23 protein-coding genes, 2 tRNA genes and 1 other RNA gene are annotated in these 21,794 nt (G+C 59.7%); 5 read left to right on the plus strand and 21 right to left on the minus strand.

What is annotated here, in order from left to right; genetic code table 11:
* The 3 genes from thrB to NW852_RS06915 form a co-directional block, all read right to left on the minus strand.
* A partial coding sequence (thrB, locus tag NW852_RS06905; RefSeq protein WP_414426586.1) for a homoserine kinase occupies positions 1-885 on the minus strand: 885 nt, incomplete at its 3' end.
* Between the two features lie 357 nt (positions 886-1,242).
* Entirely contained in the window at positions 1,243-2,454 is a 1,212-nt protein-coding gene (locus NW852_RS06910; protein WP_414364150.1) for an ABC transporter permease, read from the minus strand.
* Entirely contained in the window at positions 2,451-3,851 is a 1,401-nt protein-coding gene (locus NW852_RS06915; protein WP_414376885.1) for an efflux RND transporter periplasmic adaptor subunit, read from the minus strand. The genes NW852_RS06910 and NW852_RS06915 overlap by 4 nt, the downstream gene beginning before the upstream one ends.
* Before the next feature lie 172 nt (positions 3,852-4,023).
* On the opposite strand from NW852_RS06915, the gene rplS reads away from it, so the two are divergent.
* On the plus strand, positions 4,024-4,407 hold the full coding sequence (rplS, locus tag NW852_RS06920) for a 50S ribosomal protein L19 (RefSeq protein ID WP_414364148.1): 384 nt from the start codon (positions 4,024-4,026) through the stop codon (positions 4,405-4,407).
* A gap of 59 nt (positions 4,408-4,466) precedes the next feature.
* Positions 4,467-4,539: transfer RNA gene (locus tag NW852_RS06925), tRNA-Trp, on the plus strand.
* Positions 4,540-4,608: 69 nt separating this feature from the next.
* Here NW852_RS06925 and NW852_RS06930 read toward each other — a convergent pair.
* The 12 genes from NW852_RS06930 to NW852_RS06985 all read right to left on the minus strand — a co-directional run bounded on the left by NW852_RS06930 (position 4,609) and on the right by NW852_RS06985 (position 12,750).
* The gene (locus NW852_RS06930; protein WP_414364147.1) at positions 4,609-5,022 is read right to left on the minus strand and encodes a hypothetical protein; all 414 of its coding nucleotides are present in this window, start codon (positions 5,020-5,022) and stop codon (positions 4,609-4,611) included.
* A 63-nt stretch (positions 5,023-5,085) separates the two neighbouring features.
* Positions 5,086-5,183, minus strand: an RNA gene (gene ffs, locus NW852_RS06935) — signal recognition particle sRNA small type.
* 142 nt (positions 5,184-5,325) lie between these two features.
* Entirely contained in the window at positions 5,326-6,042 is a 717-nt protein-coding gene (locus NW852_RS06940) for a BMC domain-containing protein (RefSeq protein WP_414364146.1), read from the minus strand.
* Positions 6,043-6,073: 31 nt separating this feature from the next.
* On the minus strand, positions 6,074-6,766 hold the full coding sequence (locus NW852_RS06945) for a hypothetical protein (protein ID WP_414426587.1): 693 nt from the start codon (positions 6,764-6,766) through the stop codon (positions 6,074-6,076).
* 63 nt (positions 6,767-6,829) lie between these two features.
* Positions 6,830-8,803, minus strand: coding sequence for a ribulose bisphosphate carboxylase small subunit (locus NW852_RS06950; RefSeq protein WP_414371516.1), 1,974 nt, complete (start codon positions 8,801-8,803; stop codon positions 6,830-6,832).
* Between the two features lie 48 nt (positions 8,804-8,851).
* Complete coding sequence (locus tag NW852_RS06955) at positions 8,852-9,151, minus strand: EutN/CcmL family microcompartment protein (protein WP_011430452.1); 300 nt, start codon at positions 9,149-9,151, stop codon at positions 8,852-8,854.
* On the minus strand, positions 9,152-9,493 hold the full coding sequence (locus NW852_RS06960) for a carbon dioxide-concentrating mechanism protein CcmK (protein ID WP_414426588.1): 342 nt from the start codon (positions 9,491-9,493) through the stop codon (positions 9,152-9,154).
* Positions 9,494-9,585: 92 nt separating this feature from the next.
* On the minus strand, positions 9,586-9,894 hold the full coding sequence (locus tag NW852_RS06965) for a carbon dioxide-concentrating mechanism protein CcmK (protein WP_011430450.1): 309 nt from the start codon (positions 9,892-9,894) through the stop codon (positions 9,586-9,588).
* 530 nt (positions 9,895-10,424) lie between these two features.
* Positions 10,425-11,150 (minus strand): energy-coupling factor ABC transporter ATP-binding protein, encoded by a 726-nt coding sequence (locus NW852_RS06970; RefSeq protein WP_414364143.1) that lies wholly within the window; start codon positions 11,148-11,150, stop codon positions 10,425-10,427.
* A 21-nt stretch (positions 11,151-11,171) separates the two neighbouring features.
* Complete coding sequence (locus NW852_RS06975) at positions 11,172-11,957, minus strand: cell division protein FtsQ/DivIB (protein ID WP_414364142.1); 786 nt, start codon at positions 11,955-11,957, stop codon at positions 11,172-11,174.
* A 96-nt stretch (positions 11,958-12,053) separates the two neighbouring features.
* The gene (ndhO, locus tag NW852_RS06980) at positions 12,054-12,272 is read right to left on the minus strand and encodes an NAD(P)H-quinone oxidoreductase subunit O (protein WP_414364141.1); all 219 of its coding nucleotides are present in this window, start codon (positions 12,270-12,272) and stop codon (positions 12,054-12,056) included.
* Between the two features lie 79 nt (positions 12,273-12,351).
* The gene (locus tag NW852_RS06985) at positions 12,352-12,750 is read right to left on the minus strand and encodes a hypothetical protein (protein ID WP_414364140.1); all 399 of its coding nucleotides are present in this window, start codon (positions 12,748-12,750) and stop codon (positions 12,352-12,354) included.
* Between the two features lie 1,810 nt (positions 12,751-14,560).
* Here NW852_RS06985 and petE point away from each other — a divergent pair.
* Both petE and NW852_RS06995 read left to right on the plus strand, forming a co-directional pair.
* A complete protein-coding gene (petE, locus tag NW852_RS06990) occupies positions 14,561-14,971 on the plus strand; it encodes a plastocyanin (protein ID WP_414364139.1) in 411 nt (136 codons plus the stop codon).
* Positions 14,972-15,172: 201 nt separating this feature from the next.
* Positions 15,173-15,403, plus strand: coding sequence for a hypothetical protein (locus tag NW852_RS06995; RefSeq protein WP_414364138.1), 231 nt, complete (start codon positions 15,173-15,175; stop codon positions 15,401-15,403).
* Between the two features lie 39 nt (positions 15,404-15,442).
* Here the strand turns inward: NW852_RS06995 and NW852_RS07000 are convergent, their stop codons facing one another.
* Positions 15,443-15,655, minus strand: coding sequence for a DUF2997 domain-containing protein (locus tag NW852_RS07000; RefSeq protein WP_414364137.1), 213 nt, complete (start codon positions 15,653-15,655; stop codon positions 15,443-15,445).
* A gap of 89 nt (positions 15,656-15,744) precedes the next feature.
* Between NW852_RS07000 and NW852_RS07005 the strand changes: the two genes are divergently transcribed.
* Complete coding sequence (locus tag NW852_RS07005) at positions 15,745-16,794, plus strand: potassium channel family protein (protein WP_414371519.1); 1,050 nt, start codon at positions 15,745-15,747, stop codon at positions 16,792-16,794.
* 28 nt (positions 16,795-16,822) lie between these two features.
* Here NW852_RS07005 and NW852_RS07010 read toward each other — a convergent pair whose 3' ends face one another.
* The 5 genes from NW852_RS07010 to NW852_RS07030 all read right to left on the minus strand — a co-directional run bounded on the left by NW852_RS07010 (position 16,823) and on the right by NW852_RS07030 (position 21,793).
* Entirely contained in the window at positions 16,823-17,491 is a 669-nt protein-coding gene (locus NW852_RS07010) for a PHP domain-containing protein (RefSeq protein WP_414364135.1), read from the minus strand.
* 143 nt (positions 17,492-17,634) lie between these two features.
* On the minus strand, positions 17,635-18,795 hold the full coding sequence (locus tag NW852_RS07015) for a pyridoxal-phosphate-dependent aminotransferase family protein (protein ID WP_414333171.1): 1,161 nt from the start codon (positions 18,793-18,795) through the stop codon (positions 17,635-17,637).
* Positions 18,796-18,825: 30 nt separating this feature from the next.
* Positions 18,826-18,897, minus strand: a tRNA-Cys gene (locus NW852_RS07020).
* Between the two features lie 157 nt (positions 18,898-19,054).
* Entirely contained in the window at positions 19,055-20,221 is a 1,167-nt protein-coding gene (locus NW852_RS07025; RefSeq protein WP_414371521.1) for a CO2 hydration protein, read from the minus strand.
* Positions 20,222-20,275: 54 nt separating this feature from the next.
* Positions 20,276-21,793, minus strand: coding sequence for an NADH-quinone oxidoreductase subunit M (locus tag NW852_RS07030; RefSeq protein WP_414364133.1), 1,518 nt, complete (start codon positions 21,791-21,793; stop codon positions 20,276-20,278).
* Position 21,794: the final 1 nt, after the last annotated feature.

Below are 21,794 nucleotides of genomic sequence, written 5' to 3' on the forward strand. Positions count from 1 at the left end.
TCGATCCAAATTCAGGGGTTTGGCCTCTGCTTCGATATCCAGTTGCTCCCAGGCGCCGACCATGGCGGATCCCACTCGTTCTCGCTCCTCCGGGGCGCAGAAGGCTAAAAGTGTGGGGCCAGCCCCGCTGATCACCACCCCATAGGCCCCGGCAGCCAGAGCCGCCGCCTGGACGGTTTTGAAGCCGGTAATTAGCTCCATGCGCGCCGGTTGGTGCAGCCGATCCTGCAAGGCCACCTTTAGCCAGTCCACCCGCCCCGACTGCAGGCTGCGGATAAGCAGCCCCAGGTGACTGACGGAAAAGACAGCATCCGCCAGGCTGACGGACTTGGGCAGGATCTCGCGGGCCGCCTGGGTGGACAGCTTAAAGTTAGGCACTGCCGCCACCAGGCCGATGTGTTCGTGCCAATCCACCGGACAAAATACCCATTGCCCCTGCTGCCCCTGCACACAGAGTTGACAGCCGCCCTGGAGGGCGGGCACCACGTTGTCGGGATGGCCTTCGAGGGCAATGGCCAACTGCAGGAGAGTCTCAGGAGCCAGGTTCAGGGATCCAAGAGCATTAGCCCCCAGCAGGCCGCCGACAATGGCAGTGGCAGAGCTGCCCAGCCCCCGCGCCAGGGGCACGTTGAGGGTGATCTCAATCTCCACCCCCGGCACCGGCTTGCTGAGCAGCTCGAAAGCACGGCAGAAGGCACGATACACCAGGTTGTCCTTGCTCTGGCTGATGTGATCGCTGCCGCGATAGTGGATGCTGAGACCGGTGGGAATCTCGCGAAATTGGAAGTGGTTGTAGAGCTCCAGGGCTGCACCGATGCAATCGAACCCCGGCCCCAAGTTAGCGGTGGTGGCAGGGACGATCACCTCTACTCGCTCTCTGACCAAGGGGGAAGCTCCTTAGCGAACGGCGGACAACTCAACACAGCAGAGTAACTTGGTAGCCCCGTACTCAGCGCTCCGCGCCGCTAGCGCGAGTAGTGCAGGGCAGAAAAGCCTTCGAACGACTGGAGTCGCTCGCCAATGTTATCTTGTAATCTTAAGTCAGCACCTACCCCGGTGAAAAACCCGGACAGTGCCGTAAGTCAACAAGTAAGCGGAACCTTGAGGCTTTGTCTCTGGGAACCGTCTAGGGGCGTCTTGACAGCGCCTTTACGAGTCCAACTGTGGACTGCGTAAGAATCCCCCGACTTTAGTCGCGGGAGTGTCAACTGTAAGCTCCCATTATCCTACGAATGGGGGATCTCAGGCTCGCAGGGCCTCGATGGGATCCAATTGTGCCGCTTTCCGGGCCGGGAAAATGCCGAAGACCAGCCCAATCCCTGTCGAGAGGGAAAAGGCCACTGCCACTGCCACTGCATCCACGCGGGTAGCCAGGGGCGTGAACACTTGCACCGCCACCAGCAGGCCGCTGCTGAGGAGGATCCCGGCCACGCCGCCGCTGACGGCAATGAGAATAGCTTCGGTGGCAAACTGCTGCAAAATTTGCCGGCTATCGGCGCCGATCGCCTTGCGCAGCCCGATCTCAGAGGTGCGTTCCGCCACCGAGATCAGCATCACATTCATGATCCCCACCCCGCCCACCAGCAGCGAGAGCGCCGCTGTGCCGGTCAACAACACCCGCAGCAGAGTTAAGATCCTGGCCGCCCCGTCCAGCAACACCTTTTGGTTGCGGACAACAAAGTCATCCTCCCCCACCAGTTGGTGCCGTTGCCGCAGCAAGTTGCGGATCTGGAACTCGGCAGCCGGCAGATCGGCTTCAGAGCGGGCCGAGACAAAGATCGCCGTCAGCTCCAGGCCGTAGGGGGAACGCCGCCCGACAAAGCGGTTGGCCACCACATCCACCGGCAAAAACAGGCCAGCATCGCTGTTGCCAAACACCGTTGGCTTGGAACGCAACGTGCCGATTACCTCAAAGGGCAAGTTGTTCAGCAGCAGCGTCTCCCCAATTGCAGCGGCAGGATCCAAGCCGAACAGCTCGCGGGCGGCCTCGCTGCCCAGCACCACCACCGGGCGCTGCTCCTCAATATCCGCCGGCAAGAGAAAGCGGCCTTCCTCAACCTCCAAATTCAGCACCGACAAATACTCCGGCCAGGTGCCTGTGGCCTCATAGCGGCGATCCACTCCGCCCCGCACGGCGCGCACATTGACCACAAGACTGGGGACGGCTGCCGACACAGCGGGCACTTCCGCGGCAATTGCCCGTAGATCGTCAAGGGTGATGGGACGGGTGTTGCTGGCGTCCGCCAGGCCCAAGCTGGAAGAAAAGACAATGAGCAAGTTGGTGCCCAAAGAACGGAACTGATCCACGGCCAGCTCCTGGGCGGCATGGCCAAACCCAGCAATGGCCACCACAGCGGCGTTGCCGATGAGGATCCCCAACATGCTTAAACCGGTGCGCAGGCGGTAGCGGCGCACCATTTGCCAGGCCATTTGGGCTGCAATCGGTAGGCTCATGGGTGTGGCTTGATTTGAGCGGTTTCGCTGCGATTTTGCTCTTGTCGGATCAAAGCCTCTAGGTTCACCCCCGGCGGCAGCGCCGTAAAGACCCGATCCCCCGCCCGCAAGCCCGAGAGCACTTGGGTGATCCCGCCCTGGGTGAGGCCCGTTTCCACTGGTCGATAGACGGGCCGCTGGGTTTGCGGATCCAGCAGGATCACCCCCTCTTGGCCCTGCTCCCGCAGGATGGCCACCGAGGGCACTGTGAGCGCCTGAGGCTGCCGCTCCCCGATAAAATCCACCGAGACGTTCATGCCGGTGCGCAAAAAGTCTGCCCCCGGCTCCGGCTCGATCATGACCCGAAAGACGGTGACCTCCCGCACCACCACCGTGGCAGGGGCAATCCGCTTCACCCGCCCCTGCACCACCCGATCCGGATAGGCCAGGGATCGGATCTCCACCGGCTGCCCCACCCGCACCTGGGCAATTTGCGCCTCCGGCACCTCTGCTCGCACTTCGATCCCTTGGGCCAGTGCCAAGATGGAGCTGGAAGAGGCGGCGGTGACATCGGAAGCTGCGGTAGTGGGAGTTACAAAGGATCCCACCTCGGCAAAGCGCTGCACCACCACGCCGGAAAAAGGCGCCCGGATCTCGGCCTCAGCCAGGCGAGATTGCCGCTGCGCCAGCTCGGCTTGCGCCTGGGCAATCTGAGCTTGGATCTGCTGCAGCGTTTCTGGGCGGCTACCTGACTGCAATCGCTCCAGCTCTTGTTGGGCAGCTTGCAAGTCCGCTTGCGCTTGTTCCAAGCGAGCTAGGCGTTGATCCAGCTCGCTGCGGGCTACAACCCCCTCCTGCACCAGCGCCTGAATCCGCTCCAATTCCCTTTGGGCCAAACTCACCTGCGACCGCGCCGCGTCCACCCTAGCCTGGGCTGCCGCGATGACCTGGGGTCGCTCGCCGGCTTGTAGTTCCGCCAGGCGGGCCTGTAGCTCTTGGATGCGGGCTTGGGCTTGGCGAATGCTGCTGGCCAGATCGCCGTAGTCCATCCGAGCCAACACTTGCCCCGCCACCACCTCATCCCCCTGATCCACCAGCAGCTCCGCCAGACGACCGGACTCGCGGGGGCTGACATTCACCTGCCGGATCGGCTGCACCTGGCCGCTCACCCTCAGGCGTTGGGTGAGATCTGTCACCTGCACGGGCACCGTTAGCCTCTGCAGACGCTGGGCCATCTGTTGCCGGAGCTGACGCTGAACGAGAATGCCGCCACCGCCCAAGCCGGCCAACAGCATCCCCACCAGGATCCAGCCGATGGGCAGTCCTCTGTTACGGGATCCGCTCTGTGGCAGGGGTTGGTCAGTAGATTTGGCAGGGGGTGGGGATCCCGTCTGGGGCTCATTGGTGCGCAGGATCACAAAAGTCTCTCGCCTTTCACAAGGGCTTTCTCTGTATCCAGCCTATTGAAAAAGGAGAGGGGGTGCAAACGCGGTTTCCCACATCGGCTAGTGGGTGCGGGCGGCTGGCAGGCTCTGTACAAAAAAGGGGGGGATTGCTACACTGATTAGCTGCCGATAGCGCGGGAAAGCCATGAACGCTCGCATCAACGCCGAAGAGATCCTCCGCTCCATCGAAGCGGCCTACATGAAGCCGGATCTGCCAGAGATCCATGTTGGCGATCAGGTACGGGTGGGGGTGCGCATTCAAGAGGGCGGCAAAGAGCGGGTGCAAGCCTTTGAAGGTACGGTTATCGCCATGCGTCACTCTGGATGCAACCGCACCATCACGGTGCGCAAGGTTTTCCAGGGAATTGGAGTGGAGCGGGTCTTCCTGGTTCACTCGCCGCGCATTGAGTCAATCCAGGTGTTGCGGCGTGGCAAGGTGCGGCGGGCCAAGCTGTTCTATCTGCGAAACCGAGTGGGCAAGGCCACTCGCATCAAAGCCAAAACGGATTCTAAAGAAGAAGCCCTCTGAGGCTTTGGGCATACCTGCTACACTGGGTAAACTAGGTAAGGGGCTGGTTCTTTACCCATGCGTCCTTAGTTCAGTTGGTAGAACGTCGGTCTCCAAAACCGGATGTCGGGGGTTCGAGTCCTCCAGGACGCGTTGCTGGACAGTTGTGAGGGCGGGCTGACTTCTGCAGAGCTAGGGAGCCCTCCCTGTCTTTAGCGAGACCTAGGCTCTACCTGTCTCTTTCTTGATGCGCTCCAGTTCTGCCTGCAGCTCAGCAATCTGCCGGCGCAGGCGAGCTGCCTCCGACAGCTCAATGGCAGTACTCCCTTCTAGCTCTGCTCCGCCCATATCTTCGATAGTGATTTTGCGGGGGCCACCAGCAGGCTCCCCCTCTTCCTTGCGCTTAGCATTGGCGGCAATGGCGTCCATGTAGGCCTGCGCCTCCTCGGCTCTCATTGCCCCCAACTCTACCAATTCATCGACTAAGGCTTGCACCTGCTTGCGCAGCTCCAGCAGGCGCTCTCTAGCACTCCCAGCTACCTTGGGGGCATTGTCGGCCACCAGAGCGGCCAGACCCATACCAAAGTAGAAAGCTTTCTCAGCCAAGTTGGCGAGGGGGTTGTCTTTCTCAGCCATAGGGTGTGCCTTGCCAGGGCCAGCGGAACAACTTGAACAAGGAAAATCTAGGTGCAGGAAAAGGGCGACCCGGGTTGACGCGCCTGCTCCGAGCATCCCGTAGTGCTGCTATCTTCCGATCCTGACACGGTTTGGGCGTCGGAGCTGCACGGACCCAGGTCTTCCAGTAGCCTAACATTTTTCCTCTCTGCCCCGCTCGGCTTTCTGGAGGTAATCCCAGATCTTCAACTAACATCCCCCTGTGCCCCCCCATATACGGAGAGGTCAGGTACAGCACGAGCCTTCCCGTCTTGCAAGGTCAACCTAAGGGGTTTCCGGCGGCTCCAGATAAACTGGGATCCGCTCGACAACGGTATCGCTGCGCCGCACCTCTTGTCCTTGGGCTTGGGGGATGGCCACCGGCAAGGTAACCGGTTGGGCAACGAAACAACTGGCCACCGGTAGAGCCTGCTCCAGTTCGTCGAGAGGGCGCGGGATCACGGCCACCGCATGCAACTCGCCGATGCGCTCTGCCTCGTACATGCCGGCATCGATGGCGATGGCCACGTTGGCCACCGTGCCCCGAATGATGGCCGTACACAGGCCGTCGCCGATGGTCTCGTAGGCGGCCAGTTGCACATCCGCCGTTTTCAGCATTGTATCGGCGGCCCCTACCATAGCCGGAAAGCCGCGGGTTTCCAGCAGGCCCACGGCCAAGTTGCTGAGGCGGCTGTAGCCGCGGTTTTGCGCCAGTTGAGACAGCTTGCTGCTGACGGGCAGCACCGCCTCCAAGTTGGGCAAAGGCCGTGGAATGACCAAACTGGAGATTTCCTCTTGGTCAAACTGGCGGGCTAGCTCAATCCCCTCCTCGATGGCAATGCGCACATCGGCAATCCCTCCCCGTACGATTGCCGTGCAGTAGCCTCCTGAGATCTTCTCAAAGCCGATCAGCGCCACTCCTGCCGACTTGGTCATGGCGTCGGCAATGCGCACAATGACTGGAAAGCTGCGTGTCTGAATAAGACCCAAAGAGGTGGACATAGCACCCTACTTCTTTATGCCAGTGTAGCCCTCAAGACTGGCCACCCCCAGAGGATAGGATCTGCCGGTAAGGATAGATCTTGCCCAGCAGCCGATCCAGCTCCGAATAGCCCGGGATCCCATTGAGCTTGCGGGTCTTAGGGGATCTTGAGTTCTCTTGGGTTTGCTCAGCCGCCTCCTGCCAACGACGGGTTTGCTTTTCCACCTGAACCAGCGGCGAATCGGGGGGAGAGGCCGGCTCAGGCAAGGTTTCCTCAGAGGGTTCTGGCGGGGCTACTGCCGACACGGGCTCTGCCTCGCTAGCTATGCCCACCTCCGCCTCTTGCCTGCTGGAATAGGTGGGATCCCCGACCAGCGAGCGGGGAGGGATCACTGCCTGGCTGAGCACCGAACAGTTGAGCAGCGTGGTTTCCGAGCCAATGCAGGCATTTTTGCCGATGGTGCCCTGACCGATCACCAGTACCCCCATCCCCAGGGTGGCCCCCGCCTCCACGACAAGGGATCCCCCACAGGCGTGGAGAACGGATCCCATGCCAATACAGACGCCCCGCCCGATCTCGATGCGACAGCCGGGGTTGGCCCGCAACAGCACTCCCGCTCCGATGCCTGCTCCTGCCTCCACCTGCACTTCGCCACTGACATAGTAGTGAGTTTCGCCGTTCTGGCTGGGCCAGGAGCGCAGCATTGTGGAGGTGGGCAGAGGCAAAGCCAAGGTGCTCCTCATCGCTAGGAGGTCGGACCAAAACCAACCTTGAACCGACAGTGATTCAGAGAAGATGCGGATCCCTCAAGGGGTTTGGATGATCTGCTCCAGCACCCGTCGCTTGGCTTTGGGGTCGATGCCCAGCAGACGCACATACTCGCCGCGGTGCTCCTCCAGGCAGGCTTCCAGAGCCGCTACCACCTGGGGCACCTGGGTGGCCTCGATAGGGCTGCAGCTCTGCCAAGAGGAGGTGCGAAAACGCCGCTTGTCCGCGTGTTCGGTGCCAATGCGGTAGCCCTGGCTGAGCAATTGCTGCACCTGTGCCACCACCTCGCTGCTGAGTCGGGTGCTGGCAGGAACGGTGGAAACAGGAGTAGCCGCTGGGGATCCCTGGGCTGCAGGGGCGGGCGACTTGCCGCCGGGGGTTTGAATGATGCGCTCGTAAACCCGCTTTTTCCCCTTGGGATCAATCCCCAATAGGCGCACGTAATGGCCTTGGTGCTCCGCCAAAGCAGCCGTCAGCTTGGCCAACACCTCCGGCCCGCGGCTAGCGTGAATGGTCGGCCCGCTTTGCCAAGAGGAGGTTTTGAAGCGGCGCTCGTCAGCATATTCGTAGCCGATGCGATAGCCCTGGGCCAGCAGCCGATGTACCTCTTCCTGTAACTCCAGGTCGAGGCCAGCAGCACTCCCTCCCAGGTTGCCCCCCTCTGCAGGCGGGGCTGTCCCGCCACTACTGCTGCTCACCTGCCCCTGGGGCGTTTGAATCACCTTCTCCAGTACCCGCCGTTTGGCCTTGGGATCGATCCCCAGCAGGCGCACATACTCTCCCGTGTGTTCGGCCAGGGCCGCCTGCACAGCCGCCAGGATCTCTTGGGCCGAGCCGCTCCAATTGCCCAAAGTCTGCCAGGAAGAGGTGCGGTAGCGGCGAACATCGGCCACCTCCAGGCCGACGCGATACCCCTGCGCTAATAGCGCCCGGATCTCCTCCTCCAAGCCGGCGTCAGGGCGCGAGCTGGCTGCCCCAGAACCTGGGGCCGTAACCGAGACGTGGCTGGGGGATCCGGAAACAGTCGCCGGCCCCTCCGGGGTTTGGATGATCTGCTCCAGCACCCGTCGTTTTGCCTTGGGGTCGATCCCCAGCAGGCGCACGTATTCGCCGCGGTGCTCCGCCAGAATAGCTTCCAGCGATTGCATTACCTCGGCCTCGCGGGTGCTGGTGATTGGGCTTTCGCTCTGCCAGGAAGAAGTGCGGAAGCGGCGGGCATCGGCATATTCCAGCCCTACCCGATAGCCTTGGGCCAACAGGGCGCGAACCTGCTCCACCACCTCCGGCTTGAGAACGGATCCGCCGCCGTTCCGGCCGTTGGCGCGAGAGGAGGAATGAGTCATAGATGCCGTCTCCGTAGCCGTTGGGTTAGAGGTGCGCGACTGCAGAAGTTCGTTGCGAATGGGAGCAATACAGACGAGGTTTTCACTGCAGTGATAGCCTTCCAGTAGAGCCTGGTTGATGCCGATCACATGTTGGGCAAACTTGGCATCGCTATCCTGCACATCGGGCAGCCGATCCGCCTCAGCTTGCGTGGTGATGATGGAGCCGGAGGGCACATACTTGCCCGGCGGGATCTCCACATCCTGGATCAGGCAGTGCAACATGACGATGCAGCCATCCCCCACCCGCGCGTTGAATACCGTGGAGCGAAAGCCGATGAAGCAGTTGTTGCCCACGTAGGCTGGCCCGTGGATCAAAGCCATGTGAGCAATGGAGGTATTCTTGCCGATCCAAACCGAGTAAGGCTGGCCATCCTCGCCAATGACCCGCCCCTGTTCCAGGCCATGGATCACCACTCCATCCTGGACGTTGGAGCCGTCGCCAATGTAGAAGGGGGAGCCCTCATCTGCACGGATGGAAGTTCCTGGGGCAATCAGCACCTGCGCGCCCACGCGCACATCCCCAATGAGATTGGAAAAGGAATGCACGTAGGCAGAGGGATGAATGGTAGGCTCCGCCAGGCGGCGAGACCAGGGCGTTGGCGGCGCAGCGTAGGTGTGAGCAGGCATAACCGTGAGCCTCTAGAACACGTCAGGGAAAGGAAAGAGAGATCCCAGCTAGCGTTGGTCGCGCTTGTTGTAGAGGGAGCGACCGCCAATGCTAACGGTGTCGATGATCGCCATCACCACTGCATCCAACGGGCGGGTTTCGTTCCCCTGCGGCTGGCGAGCTGCGCTGCCTTGGCTGACCAGCACCCACTCCTCAGCGCCGGCCCCCACCGGATCGGCGGCTACAGCGTAGTCGGGCTGCGGTCGGCCCTCGAGATCGACATACTGCACCACCAGAAACTTCACCCCCGTCAGGCTGGGATCCTTTTGGGTGCTGGTAACAGTGCCCCGCACAATCGCGATACGCATCTATGGACGGGTGAAGGGACGGATGGCGTTGACCCCTTCGCGGAACTGAGCCACATCCTCGGTGTAGCGAATGGGCAACACGTACTCCAGGTTTTCGTGGGGACGGGCGATGATGTGCCAGGAGAGCAACTGGCCGCCATTGACCCGCTTCACCGACTCGATCCCGGCGGCCACCGAGGCCTGCACCTCGGAGACATCGCCCCGCACGATCACGGTGACGCGCCCGCTGCCAATTTTCTCGTAACCCACGAGGGTGACGCGCGCGGCCTTTACCATGGCGTCGGCAGCTTCTACCACTGCCGGGAAGCCCAGGGTTTCGATCATTCCGACTGCAATAGCCATAGGGACTCCTTACGCTGAAATTGTTGGGGGAGTGTAAACCCGGCCCGATTTTCCGGCTCGGGTCAATTCCGGGCTAGGTGCAACTGCTTGGTTTAGGTGCGAAACTGCTCCACTGCCTCCGTGTAGCGGATGGGCAGCACAAACTCCAGGTTTTCGTGGGGACGGGCGATGATGTGGTGGGAGAGGATCTCGCCCCCACTCACCCGTTTGGCAGACTCCAAGCCGGCAGCTACCGAGGCCTGCACCTCGGAGACATCGCCCCGCACGATCACGGTGACGCGCCCGCTGCCAATTTTCTCGTAACCCACGAGGGTGACGCGCGCGGCCTTTACCATGGCGTCGGCAGCTTCTACCACTGCCGGGAACCCACGGGTTTCGATCATTCCGACTGCAATAGGCATATCAACCCTCCACTTTTGAACACTCAGTTCCTGAACGTTGCCGAACCCAGCAATAAGGCCAATCGATCTCCAACCTGATCTCCCCTATTGGGTTCGATCCTGCAATTTCCATCGAACTCATCCGGGAGATTCTCTGCCCAAACCTCAGTGGACAGCTCTTCTCGGCCACACCTACCCCAGCCACCACAGACCTCCCCCTGGAGAGAAGGCCCTGCCCAGCCGCCGACCTCAGACTCAATAGACTGAAGCCAGAAAAGGTTGTAGGAGCCATCTGGGTTAACCACAACTGTCACTTAGGCGGGCAAAGCTGCCAACTCCAGGCTAAGTCCCCATCTTTCTTGCACAAAATCGATCCGACAAAATCGACGAGGACAGCCCAGAGAAGGGATCCCCCGACTTAACAGAATGATATCCCCATTCAATCCTGGACGAAAATCAATATTTTTAATTAGCACGATAGCTTTTTATTAAGAGAGGCAAAATTGTTATCAACTCAAAAATAATTCTTGACATCTTTTCAACTTTTGCCGTTATCGGCGCAGCGAGGGTGGCACTTCCAAGCCATGGGCTTCCATGAGGTTGGGTTGGCTCATCAGGTGGGCCGGGGATCCCTGGGCACAAATCCGGCCTTGATCCAAGAGGAGCACCCGATCGCACACTTCCAGGATCAGTTCCAGATCGTGGGAAGCGAGCAGAAAGGTGTGCGTTGCTTGCAACAAAAAGGCGATTAGCCGGCGACGGGCGCGCAGATCCAGGTTGGCAGTCGGCTCATCGTAGAGGATCAACTGCGGCTGCATCGCCAAGATCCCGGCGATCGCAACCATGCGTTTTTCGCCGCCGGAGAGATGATGGGGGGGACAGTTGGCCAGATGCAGGGTGCCGGTCATCTCCAGGGTTGCTTGAACCACAGCCGCGACCTCCGCCTCAGAACGTCCCAGGTTGCGTGGCCCAAAGGCTACATCTTCGGCCACCGAGGCAGCAAACAGCTGATCGTCGGGATCCTGAAACACTAGCCCCACCTCAGGGCGAAACTGGCCAGGCCGGAGCGGCTGCCCAAACAACGTGATCTGGCCGGAACAGGGGGGCAACAGGCCGGCGAGGGCCAGGAACAGGGTGGTTTTGCCGGCGCCATTGGGGCCAATGATCCCTAGGTGCTGCCCGGCCTCAACCCGTAGATCCAGCCCTTGCAGCACCGGCGGACAACCGGGATAGCCGACCCACAACTGTTTGACTTCCACCGCTGGCACTGTGTTCATGGCAGCAAGCTCATCCCAGGGCTAGCGCTGCTCCAAGGGCTTCCAGCGCTTCTGGGTGGCGGCAGGGGTGAGCTGCAGGGTGGGTACGCTGGGGCTGGTCAGGTCGATCTGGAGAATTTCGTCGGGTGTACACTCGCAGTAGCGGCGCAGATCCCGCATTTGGTTGAGGGTTTGAATTTGCAGGGGCAGGCGGTCAGAAATCGGCCCTAGGTAAACGTTGCCCAGCTCAGTGTGGAGCGTGATTCCCTCTCCTGATTGCCAATCTACGGTCTCGATCCGGATCTCAGACTGTTGCAGGGCTTCGAGCAACAAGGCCCATTGCTCGGGCGTGTGGTTCTCCCAGCCCAGCAACTCCAGCTCAGGCCAGGAGAGAGAGGATCCGCTGTGGCGTCGAAAGGGATCGGGGGGCAGCCAATGGCCTTGCCGATCCACCCAGCCTGTCTGGTCGCCCTGGCGGGCGCGTGCAACCGGTTGCCGTTCCCGCACCTGGACAATCACCCCCACCGGCAGCAGCTGCCGCTGTACCTGGACGCTTTTGAGGGGAGAAGGGCGAGCTGGGGATCCCAGTAAGGCTCTTTCCAAGACAGCCGGCTGCACCTGCCAGATGTTCACGGGATAGGTCAGAGGCAATTGCCTCCGTATCCAGTCGGGATCCACCCAGTAGCTGCCCTTTACCTGAATTTGCTCCGGCCGGCGAATTTGCCAGTAGGGCTGCTGCAGACCCAACACCAGCAGTGTCAGAACGCCCATCGAGCTGGCTAAGCGCCAGGATCCCTGCCAAAAGCGGTTGCGACGTTGCTGACGCAAAAGTCGCCTGCGTTGCAGAAGTTGTTCGCGCGTGGGAGAAGCCAGAGGTAGCATTAGCCCTCCCTCAAGCCAAAGAGGAGCCTTCCATGCTCCTGTTCAACTCGCGATCTCCTCGACCTGATCCGCCCGCAGCCAAATTGGGGGGGTGGGAACAGCCCCAAACTTAATCTGGAGGTAGTTGTCCTTGATATCCACCACTTCTCCAGCAGTATCGAAGACGTAGCTGGGAATAAAAGAGTCGCTGGCCTGGGCTTCCAGGCTGCCTTGCAATTTCTCGCGGATGGCCCGCACCAGAGTGCCTCGCTTAATCGCCATTGCCCCTCCTTGAATTTCGTGTTGGTTGGCCGTTTCGATAGCCGTTGTATCCTATGCAGCCAATAAGCTGGGATCCAGCCTACTTGCGCTTCAGGCTGCGGGCCATGTTGCGAAACATGTCCAGGTCGGATCCCCCCTGGCGGCGTAAGCCTGCTTCACTGCTTCTGTTTGAGGTGGAAGAGCTCTGCTCAGAAGCAGGTTCAGGAGCTTTGGCCTGTTCTACGGCCAACTTAACTTTGCTTAGGGAAGAAACCTGCTCCACTACCTCCACCTTCTCCGCAGAGCCAAAATCCTGGAAGGTGTGCTTCACGATCCTGGGAGTGCGCATGTATTCGATGTTGCCAAGGGTTTTGGCCTCATCCGGGTCGAGAAAAAAGGTGTTGTCTTTCTTTTTAGCTGGCTGAGCAGCTGTCTCTGAGGAAGGTTTGGAATCTGCTTGACCGCGAGAGCCGAAAAAGCGCCTGAAGATGCCTACCATTGTCTTTTGCCTGCCATGCGAAGAAAGTTGAGCCGGATCCCTAAACGGCGGGTTAGCCAGCCGCAGTTAGAAAGATGACGGCTGAGCCCGGCTATGAAATCATACTAAGCCAACTCAGGATAACATGCTCCCTGGCTGCAGGACGGCTGTTTCGTCCAAGTGTTCAACTCTTGGAGGCTCTGCCAGGGGAGGGCTTTCGACCCTAGGCAAGTGGTCTGGTCAAGGGCAGCAAGCACATCCTCAGTCACGGCTCTTTAGCTTAATCGGCGGGAAGCCCCGCACTGTATGGGTGAATTGTGTTGACTCAAGCGCAAATCGGTGTCGGGATGAAAGCCGTTCGTACTGCAATTGAGGAGAATAAGTTAAATCTCTGTTGTGTTTACTCAACGAAGATAAGTGGCGGGAGTTGTTCACTAAGCTTGGGGATCCCAATGGCTGGCCAATATATTTTTTGCTGGAAAATCCGTGTTGACTCCCTTTTTGAGGTATGGCTTAACTCTTCACAATCAGTATGGGCAAGCAGTATTAAGCTGGAACAGCACCTAGGGGCATTGGGGAACTGCCCTGTAAGAGGGGAACGCGTGGGGAGAGGAGCACTGCTATTGGGAAGGGGCAGCCCACAACTCAGCAAGTGCTGTCGTGGAACCAAGAACAAGAATCCCCACTCTTTAGGGCTGGGGAGTATGCCAACTGACCGACGCTATGGTTCAGGGAATCGTTCAGCACTAGCCTTGGGATCCCCAAATTAGAGGCGGCACTCTGGATGCCTGTCTTAGCGAGAGGGCCCAAAAACTTTTGGGATCCCTCCCTCCACAAAACTCATCAGGCTGAAAAAGCTGCTGAGGAACTCTGCAGAAGTGCAAGCGAGATTAGCTGGTAGGAGTTGAAAAGCAGGCATTACTCCCATGCCTGCGGAGTGTAATGTACTACAACTTGAGCGGACTGCCTAAATTCAAGGCTGTGCCGATGCAGCGAGCCAAGACCTGAATGTTTCGCCCTTGTTCTGCCAATTCCAAAATCTGAGTAGAAGGCTTACTCGTACGGGCGATGGACGAATACTGTACATTTTAGACAGCATTCCAGTTCTACTGAGCGAGCTGGTGTCTTACACGCAACCTAGCAAGCAATCGGAGAACAGCAGGAGAAGAGCACCTTGTTCTCTGCTTAGAGGCTAGAATGACCTACCCCCCTCCCGCATCGGCAACCCTACGGATTTTGGCTGGCAAGGCACTCCCGGATTTTCAGGAATGGTCAGCTTTCTCTCCGAGACCCTACAGAGCCAAGAATCGCCGACTTGCGGTGAGAGACAATGAGAAAGGGAGAGACTCGAGGCAATCCCGTAGCCCGATCTCTCCCTGTGGCCCTAACGTCTGGAACAGCCCCTGGCTCTAGCAAGGTAGTAGTTGCTACTCCCCTGATTTTAAGTCAGGGGATTCTTACGCAGTCCACAGAGGAACTCACAAAGGCGCTGTCAAGATGCCCCTAGACGGTTCCTAAAGGCAAAGCTTGGAGGTTCCGCTTACTTGTTGACTTACGGCACTGTCCCGGTCTTTCACCAGGGTGGGTGCTTACATTGGCGAGCGACTCAAGTCGCTTAAGGACTACGTCCCGCTAACGTGAGCGGGCTTCTCCGCCCCGTACTTTAGTACGGGGCTACCCAGCTGCCCTGGTGTGTTCCTGTTCCGCCTTAAAATCCTAAGATAGAAGTTGAACGTCCCTGCTGAGCTGGGTACCTTTCCTTCACAACTTGGAAAGTGGTGGACTAGTCGCAGAGGCGGGGGCGACGGCCGTTACGTTTTGAGAGGAATCCATGTTGTTCATTTTTAACCTAGCGAAGCGTCTGCAGCTCATCCTCCTCGCTCTCGTAGTCGGGGTGGCTGGGGTAGCTTTCCTGTCCAACCCTGCTGCTGCTGAAACCTACACAGTTAAAATGGGCTCTGACAAGGCCCAACTGATTTTCGATCCCCCTTCCCTCACCATCAATCAGGGAGATACTGTTCGGTGGGTCAACAACAAGGTCTATCCTCACAACGTTGTCTTTGACAAGGTACCCGGTGGCGATGCGGCCTTGGCAGCCAAGCTGTCCCACAAGGCCCTGCTCACGGCTCCCAACCAAGTGGTGGAATCGGCCTTTGTCGATGTCCCTCCGGGTGAGTACACCTACTACTGCACTCCCCACCGCGGGGCTGGCATGGTCGGCAAGATCATCGTCAATGGCTAGGCCTGCCCTCTAATTGCACTTCCCGGGTTGCTTTTTAAGAGAGAGCCCAGCTCTGGCTTGCTGGCTGGGGATCCCTGCCCGTAGCATAGAAAGTAGCCCTCTCGAGAGTGGGAGGGCTTTTTCGCGAATAGACGTTTGCCCGGCTGCCCCTTGTGCCAGACAGTCTGTACCGCTTAACCGTAGTCCACAGACGAGTTCCCTATGACCACCAGTGTTAAAGGCTACCTGCTCTTGGCCGTTTCCTGCATCAGTGCCATCGCCGCTGTGGGTTCGATTTTCGAGTTGGCTTCCGGTGAGCCGGATTTTGGCGTCGGCCCCACCAGTATCATCTTGGTTGTTGCTGCTCCGTTGGCGGTTTGGCTGTTTCAGTCGGCAGTTGGGGCGGCGCGATCCAGCGGCGCTGCTGGCAAGGGGAGCAAGAAGCGAAAGTAGGCAGGTAGATAGGGGAAAACTGGGGGCAAGGAGACGGAGTCAGCAGGTTTGCGGTAAAGAGACTTGCGATTCTACCTCGGCTTCTGCTGGCTGATGAAACTCCGGCAATAGCTTTCGTTCTTGCACAGTTCCAAGGGCTGCTTCTAGCTCTGCCGTGGCTAGAGTACAACTGGAGCCAGATCCGTTCAACACAGTCTCGGTCACCTGTCCTTTTTTGTCGATCCGATATTCCACCTTGATGTACTCGGGCATCTGCACTCCCCTCGCTGCTGCTCGACAACTGACTTTCTCCTACCCATTGTAGTTCCCACTTTTTCCCTGACTCGATCTGGCTGGGCCGTATGGCTTCTGCTCGTCACCCTTTTCCCCCTGCCAACAGGGATCCCGGCATCCGGCGGGATCTTGGTTTGGGGGTAGGGGCGCTGCTGGGCGTTGTCCTAATCGGCACCCTCTGGTACCACAGAGTGGAGCAATGGCCTTGGGTGGAAGCGTTTTACATGAGCGTCATTACCCTAACCACTGTGGGCTTTATGGAGGTGAGGCCGCTAGGAAACCGGGGGCGCTTGTTCACGGTGGCCTTGATCCTGATGGGGGTTTTGAGCATCGGGTTTATGGTGAACCGCTTTACGGAGGCCCTCATCCAAGGGCATTTTCAGGAAGGGATCCGGCAGCGAAAGTGGAAGAAACAGATGGAAGCACTGAACAACCACTACATCGTTTGCGGTTTTGGGCGCATTGGGCGGCAGGTGGCGCAAGAGTTTCAGGCAGAGGGGGTGCCGTTTTTGGTTATTGATCAATCTGCCGAGGCAATTCAGGTGGCGCAAGAGCTGGGATATATCGCTCTTCATGGGGACAGCACCCTGGATGCCACCTTGCTGGCAGCGCGGGTGCAGCAGGCCGAGGGTCTGATTGCCGCTCTCTCCAGCGATGCCGAAAACCTCTATGTGGTGCTGTCGGCCCGCACCTTGAACCCCCGCATCCGCGCCATTGCCCGCGCCAACACGGAAGAGGCTTTGCAAAAGCTGCAGCGAGCCGGGGTTGCCCACGCCATTTCTCCCTATATCACAGGCGGCAAGCGGATGGCGGCAGCTGCCTTGCGCCCCCGCGTGGTGGACTTTGTCGATGGGATCCTGTCGGGTCGGGATCGCACTTTTTACCTAGAGGAGTACGAGCTGGCGGCCCAAGAATGCCCCTATGTCGGCCAAACCTTGGGGAAAGCCAATTTGCGAGCCCGCTCTGGCGCTTTGGTGGTGGCGATTCGGCGGGCAGATGGCCAGTTGATTGGCGGCCCCAGTGGAGATACCCTGCTGCAGCCGGGGGATCTATTGCTGTGTATGGGCACGGCCGAGCAGTTGCGTCGCCTGGGCCAGTTGCTCTATCCCCGCCCCTAGGAGCCAGTTTTCTATTGGGTGGCTTTGCTCAAATCCGCCTCAGGATACTGGGGCCATGAGAATCGGTGCCGCAGGTTTTCAAAAGTCCATAGGTCTCGGCCAGCTTTTCCCCGATCGCCGTCTCTTCTGGGCTAGGAGCCCAAATTTCGGGGTTTTTGTAGGCGTAGTAGACCTCAAGGCCATCTAGGCCCAACTCCACGGCTTCCGGAACCAGCTCTTCCGCAGGCAACCCGTAGCGAAAAGGATGGGCCAGCACTGCCAGGCCCCCAGCCGCTTGAATAGCCCCAATGGCCTCAGCAGCGGGCAGGCCGGGCACCTGCTCCCCCTGGATAAAGGGAGCCAAAACAGGGTCGGCAGGATCAAACCCGTAGCCGAGAATATGCACCTCGCAGCCCAGCAGGTTGGCTGTAATCTCGATCCCCGGCCACAGGATGGGATCCTCGGCGCGATCCAGGTGGGCGCGGGCCTGTTCGTAGCCCTTCAGGGTGTGGTGATCGGTAATGGCCAGGCCCTTGAGGCCGTGCCGGCGCGCCTGCTCTGCCAAGTCTGCCGGATCCATGCGCCCATCGGAGCAGCAGGTGTGCAGATGAAAGTTGTACTGCAAGGGACAAGAAAGAGGGCCGATCCCTTGCAGCACCCGCCGCAGCTCCACCGCAGAAGCCACTCTACAGGGATCCCATTGCAAACCAACCAGCATGGCTACCCTTGCCTCCCCAACAGGCGCTGCTCCAGAGAAGCTAAGCTCCGAAGTTTTATCTTTTGTTAAGGACGTCCACCCATTCTAGCCGGGGTGCAGGAGGGGTGCCAGGTGTGGAGAACTACAGTAGTGGCCAGGGATCCCTAAGGGTTGGTCAAGATCTCTTCAGCAGCCTTGAGGGCTGCTCCAGGAGAGAAGTCGCTGTAGCCCAGTGTGTGCAGGGTTGACTCGAGAGCAGCCAGCGTGGTGAGAATGTCTCGGTCGCTCACAAAGCCCAGGTGGCCGATGCGAAAGATCTTGCCCTTGAGGTGGTCTTGGCCGGCGGCAAGGGCAATGTCGAAATGCTTCTTCAGGGTGCTGCGGATAGTGTCGGCGTTGATCCCTTCGGGAGCCAGCACGGCTGTTACCGAGGGGCTGGCCGCCGACTCTGGGTTCACCAAAAGCTTCAGCCCCAGCGCCTTGACACCGGCGCGGGTGGCCTGGGCCAAGCGGTCGTGGCGACGGTAGATGGCCTCCAACCCTTCCGCCCGCATCAGGCGCAGGGTAACTTGCAAGGCGTAAAACAGATTTACTGCCGGGGTAAAGGGAGTGGTGCCCTGGCGTAGGGCTTTTTGGGCCAGCTTAAAGCTCCAGTAGTACTTAGGAAAGCGAGAGCGCTCAGCAGCAGCCATGGCCCGCGGGCTGACGGCCACAAACCCCAGCCCCGGCGGGATCATGTAGCCCTTCTGGGATCCAGAGGCCACCACATCCAAGCCCCACTCGTCCATAGGCACTGGCATCGCCCCCAAACTGGTGACCGCATCCACAATCACCAGCGCTTCCCCATGCTCGCGGGCGGCAGCCGCAATGGCCTGCACATCGTTGGCCACGCCGCTAGAGGTTTCCGAATGGGTGAGAATGACCGCCTTGATGGTCTTCTCCCGGTCGGCGGCCAGCTTTTCTTGGAAGACCTCGACGGGATAGGGCACGCCCCAGGGGGTTTCTATCCGCTCGCACTGCAGGCCAAATTGCTCCGACATCTCGGCCCAGCGCTCGCCAAACTTGCCGTTGACCCCCACCAAAACCCGTTCCCCTGGGCTGAGGGTGTTGAGGATCCCGGCTTCCATGGCCCCGGTGCCGCTGGAGGCAAAGACAAACACATCGGAAGTAGTCTGGTGCAGCCAACGCAGCCCCTCCGTCACCTCTTCCAGGATGGCGGTGAACTCTTTGCTGCGGTGCTCGATAGGCCCCCGCGCCATGGCCAGCAGCGCACTCTCGGGAACGGGAGTGGGGCCGGGGATCATCAACATCAACTTGTCTTTCATGCGTGTCCCGCCAGGGAGGTCAGGTTTAAGAGGTGGCGGCCAGATTCGAACTGGCGCATAGAGGTTTTGCAGACCTCTGCCTTACCACTTGGCTACGCCACCCTACTCCTCAATCAGACAAGACATTGTATCCGAAAATGGAATCCCCTAGCCACCGCTGCGTGGGAGCTACAGACGTAGGATGTTACAAAGCAGCCCCTGCTCTTCTGGCGAGCCAGATATCGCTCCAAGCGTCCCTGGAAAAACGACAGAACCAACATTAGTCTTGCACACTTAACAGACGGGATCCCAGCAGGCGTTGCAGCCAAGGGGCAAGGAACTCGCGGTTAGCCGACTGCTGCTCTGGATCCTGGGTTTCCAGAGGAAAGGGGGCAAGGGCCCGCAGGGCGGCAGTGGTAACGCAGAACATGGCCTTTTGGAAGCTGAGGCAGATTTTCACCCTGAGGTCATCTTCCCCGCGCGGCTGGCGGCGGTAGTGCTCCCGCAAAGACTCAGGCAGGTGGCGCATCATATCCTGCATCAAGAGGGTGGGTGGGATCCCGGCACTCCCCACCGGCAGCGGATCGGCATAGAGGGCTCCATAGGCGAAGTCCGCCTGCTCGACTGGGATCTGGTGCGCCTGGGCGTTGTAGGAGACTGTGCCCATGAAGGGGAAAGAGCGGAAAAACACGGCTTCCACGTAGGGCAGGGCCGTGTCGGGCAGGAAGGTCAGCCCCGCCGACAGGGGGATGATCTCGTAGCGGTGGCCCCAGATGCAGGGAGCGTAGGTGATGGGCTTGTTGGCGGCTGCCACCAACCCCTGCTGGATGTGGGCCACCACGTCGGCAAGGGTGAGCTGGGGTTCGCTCTCGTGGCGCTTGGCCAGGGTCAGGAAGAGATCGCTCATCACCCGCCAAAACTGGCCCAGGCCGCTGTACATGGCCAGCATGCGCACTTGTTCCAGCGCAAAGTCGGGGCAGAGGAAGTTAAGGCCCTGCAGAAGGGGGTTGAAGCGGAACTTGGCCCGAATGGCCACCTTGGCCCGCTCGACAAATTCGGGAGTATCCAGATAGCGATCCAGACCGCCCCCCCCATGCCAGAGCATGGCTTTCATGCAGTATTCGGCAAACTCGTAGTTGATGCGATCGTGCCAGAGGTAGCGCAGCCATTTGCCCGGCGTAATTTCGCCGTTAAAGTACTTAAAAGCGGGGAACAGCTCCAAAAATTGGTGGTCGGCAATGAAGATTAAATTCTGGGAGTAGGCATCCAGCACCCGGCCGTAGCTATAGAGGATGCCGATCACCTCCAGCCGGTTGCTGGGGGAATCCGGCACAAGGGCTCCCCCTGCCTCTAGGCGTTGGACAATAGGAGCCAGTCGCCATTGCTCTAGAGGATCTAAGCCGGCCAGAAAGAAACAGGAAGGAGCGGGAACCAGGGTAGCAGTCATGGGAGAAGCAGCAGTTGAGACAACAACAAAAACCCAGTTGATCTCACCAAATCGTCACAATGAAGATGACCCAGGCCCGAAAGCAGTGATCGGCCTGCCTGCTTCAGCAAGATTGAGGACCACCGGCCTGGCCCAGTGAGCGGCGGTGGACTCCACCCAATGGGTTGCCCAGGCAGGCTGGAGGCCGAGCCACACCACCAGCACTGCTAGAACTACAGCAGGCAGGCGTTCTCCGGCGGCATGTCGTTGCATGGCAATGGCCACTTCCGAGAGGCGCCCGAAAAAGACACGGTTCACCATTAGCAGAAAGTAGGCTGCCGTCAATCCTGTCCCCACCATGCACAGCAGCGTCTGCAGGGGGAAGACGGGAAAGCTGCCCCGAAAGAGGGTGAACTCGGCAATAAAGCCCACCAGGCCGGGCGTGCCGCCGCTGGCCATCACCCCCAACACCGTCAAGCTGCCAATAAGCGGCAAGCCCCGCTCCGGGTTGAGCAATCCCCGCAGCAACCTGAGATCCCGCGTGCCGGTATTGGCGTAGACGGCACCCACCAGCAGAAACAGCAGCGAGGAAATCAGGCCGTGGCTCACCATCTGGAATAGGGATCCCACCAAGGAGAGGGGGGTGGCCGCCGCCGTGGCCAGGAGAATGTAGCCCATATGGGCAATGGAGCTGTAGGCCACCAGCTTTTTCATATCTTGCTGCACCAAGGCGTTCAGGGATCCATACAGCACATTGGCCACCGCCCAACTGGCCAGCCAGGGCCCGGCTTGCTCCCAGGCAGCCGGCAAAAGCTGTAGGCCAAAACGCACCAGGCCATAGGTGCCCAACTTGAGCAAGAGCCCCGCCAAGAGCACCGAAATGGGGGTGGAAGCCTCCACGTGGGCATCCGGCAGCCAGGTGTGGAAGGGCACCAAGGGGATCTTGATGGCCAGCCCCAGCAGGATGGGAACAAGCAACAAAAGCTGCTGCAGCGGGGGCAAGGGGTGGGCCTGCAGAACGGTGTAACTAAAGCTGTGAACCTCGCTTAGCCAACTGAGGCCGAAAAAGCCAATCAGCAGCAGAATACCAGAGACAGCGGTGTAGACCAAAAACTTGGTGGCAGCATAGGTGCGCCGCGGCCCGCCCCAGATGGCAATCAGCAGATAAAGCGGGATCAGCTCAACTTCGTAGAACAGGAAGAATAGCAGCAAGTTCTGGGCCAGAAAAGCCCCCGCAATGGCGGCTGCCAGCAGCAACACCAAGCTGTAGTAGAGGCGAGGCCGCTCCACCTGGCCGCTGGCCCAAAGGGCAATCAACACCAGCAAGCCAGTCATCACCACTAGCGGCAGGGAGATCCCGTCCACCCCTAGCTCATAAACCAAGCCCAACTGCGGGATCCAGGCCACTCGTTCGGCCATCTGGATCCCTTGCTCTTGAGGATCCAAAAGCAGCAGCAATCCCAAGCTCAGCCCCAACAAAGCCAGGCCAAACCCCAAAGCCAAAGTCCGGTGCAGGCCCTTCCCCGCTCGCTCGGGGATCAGCCCCACCAAGATGCTGCCCAACAACGGGATCCCGACCAAAAGGCTGAGCATC

This window comes from Synechococcus sp. H60.1 (assembly GCF_047462335.1).
GTDB lineage: Bacteria > Cyanobacteriota > Cyanobacteriia > Thermostichales > Thermostichaceae > Thermostichus.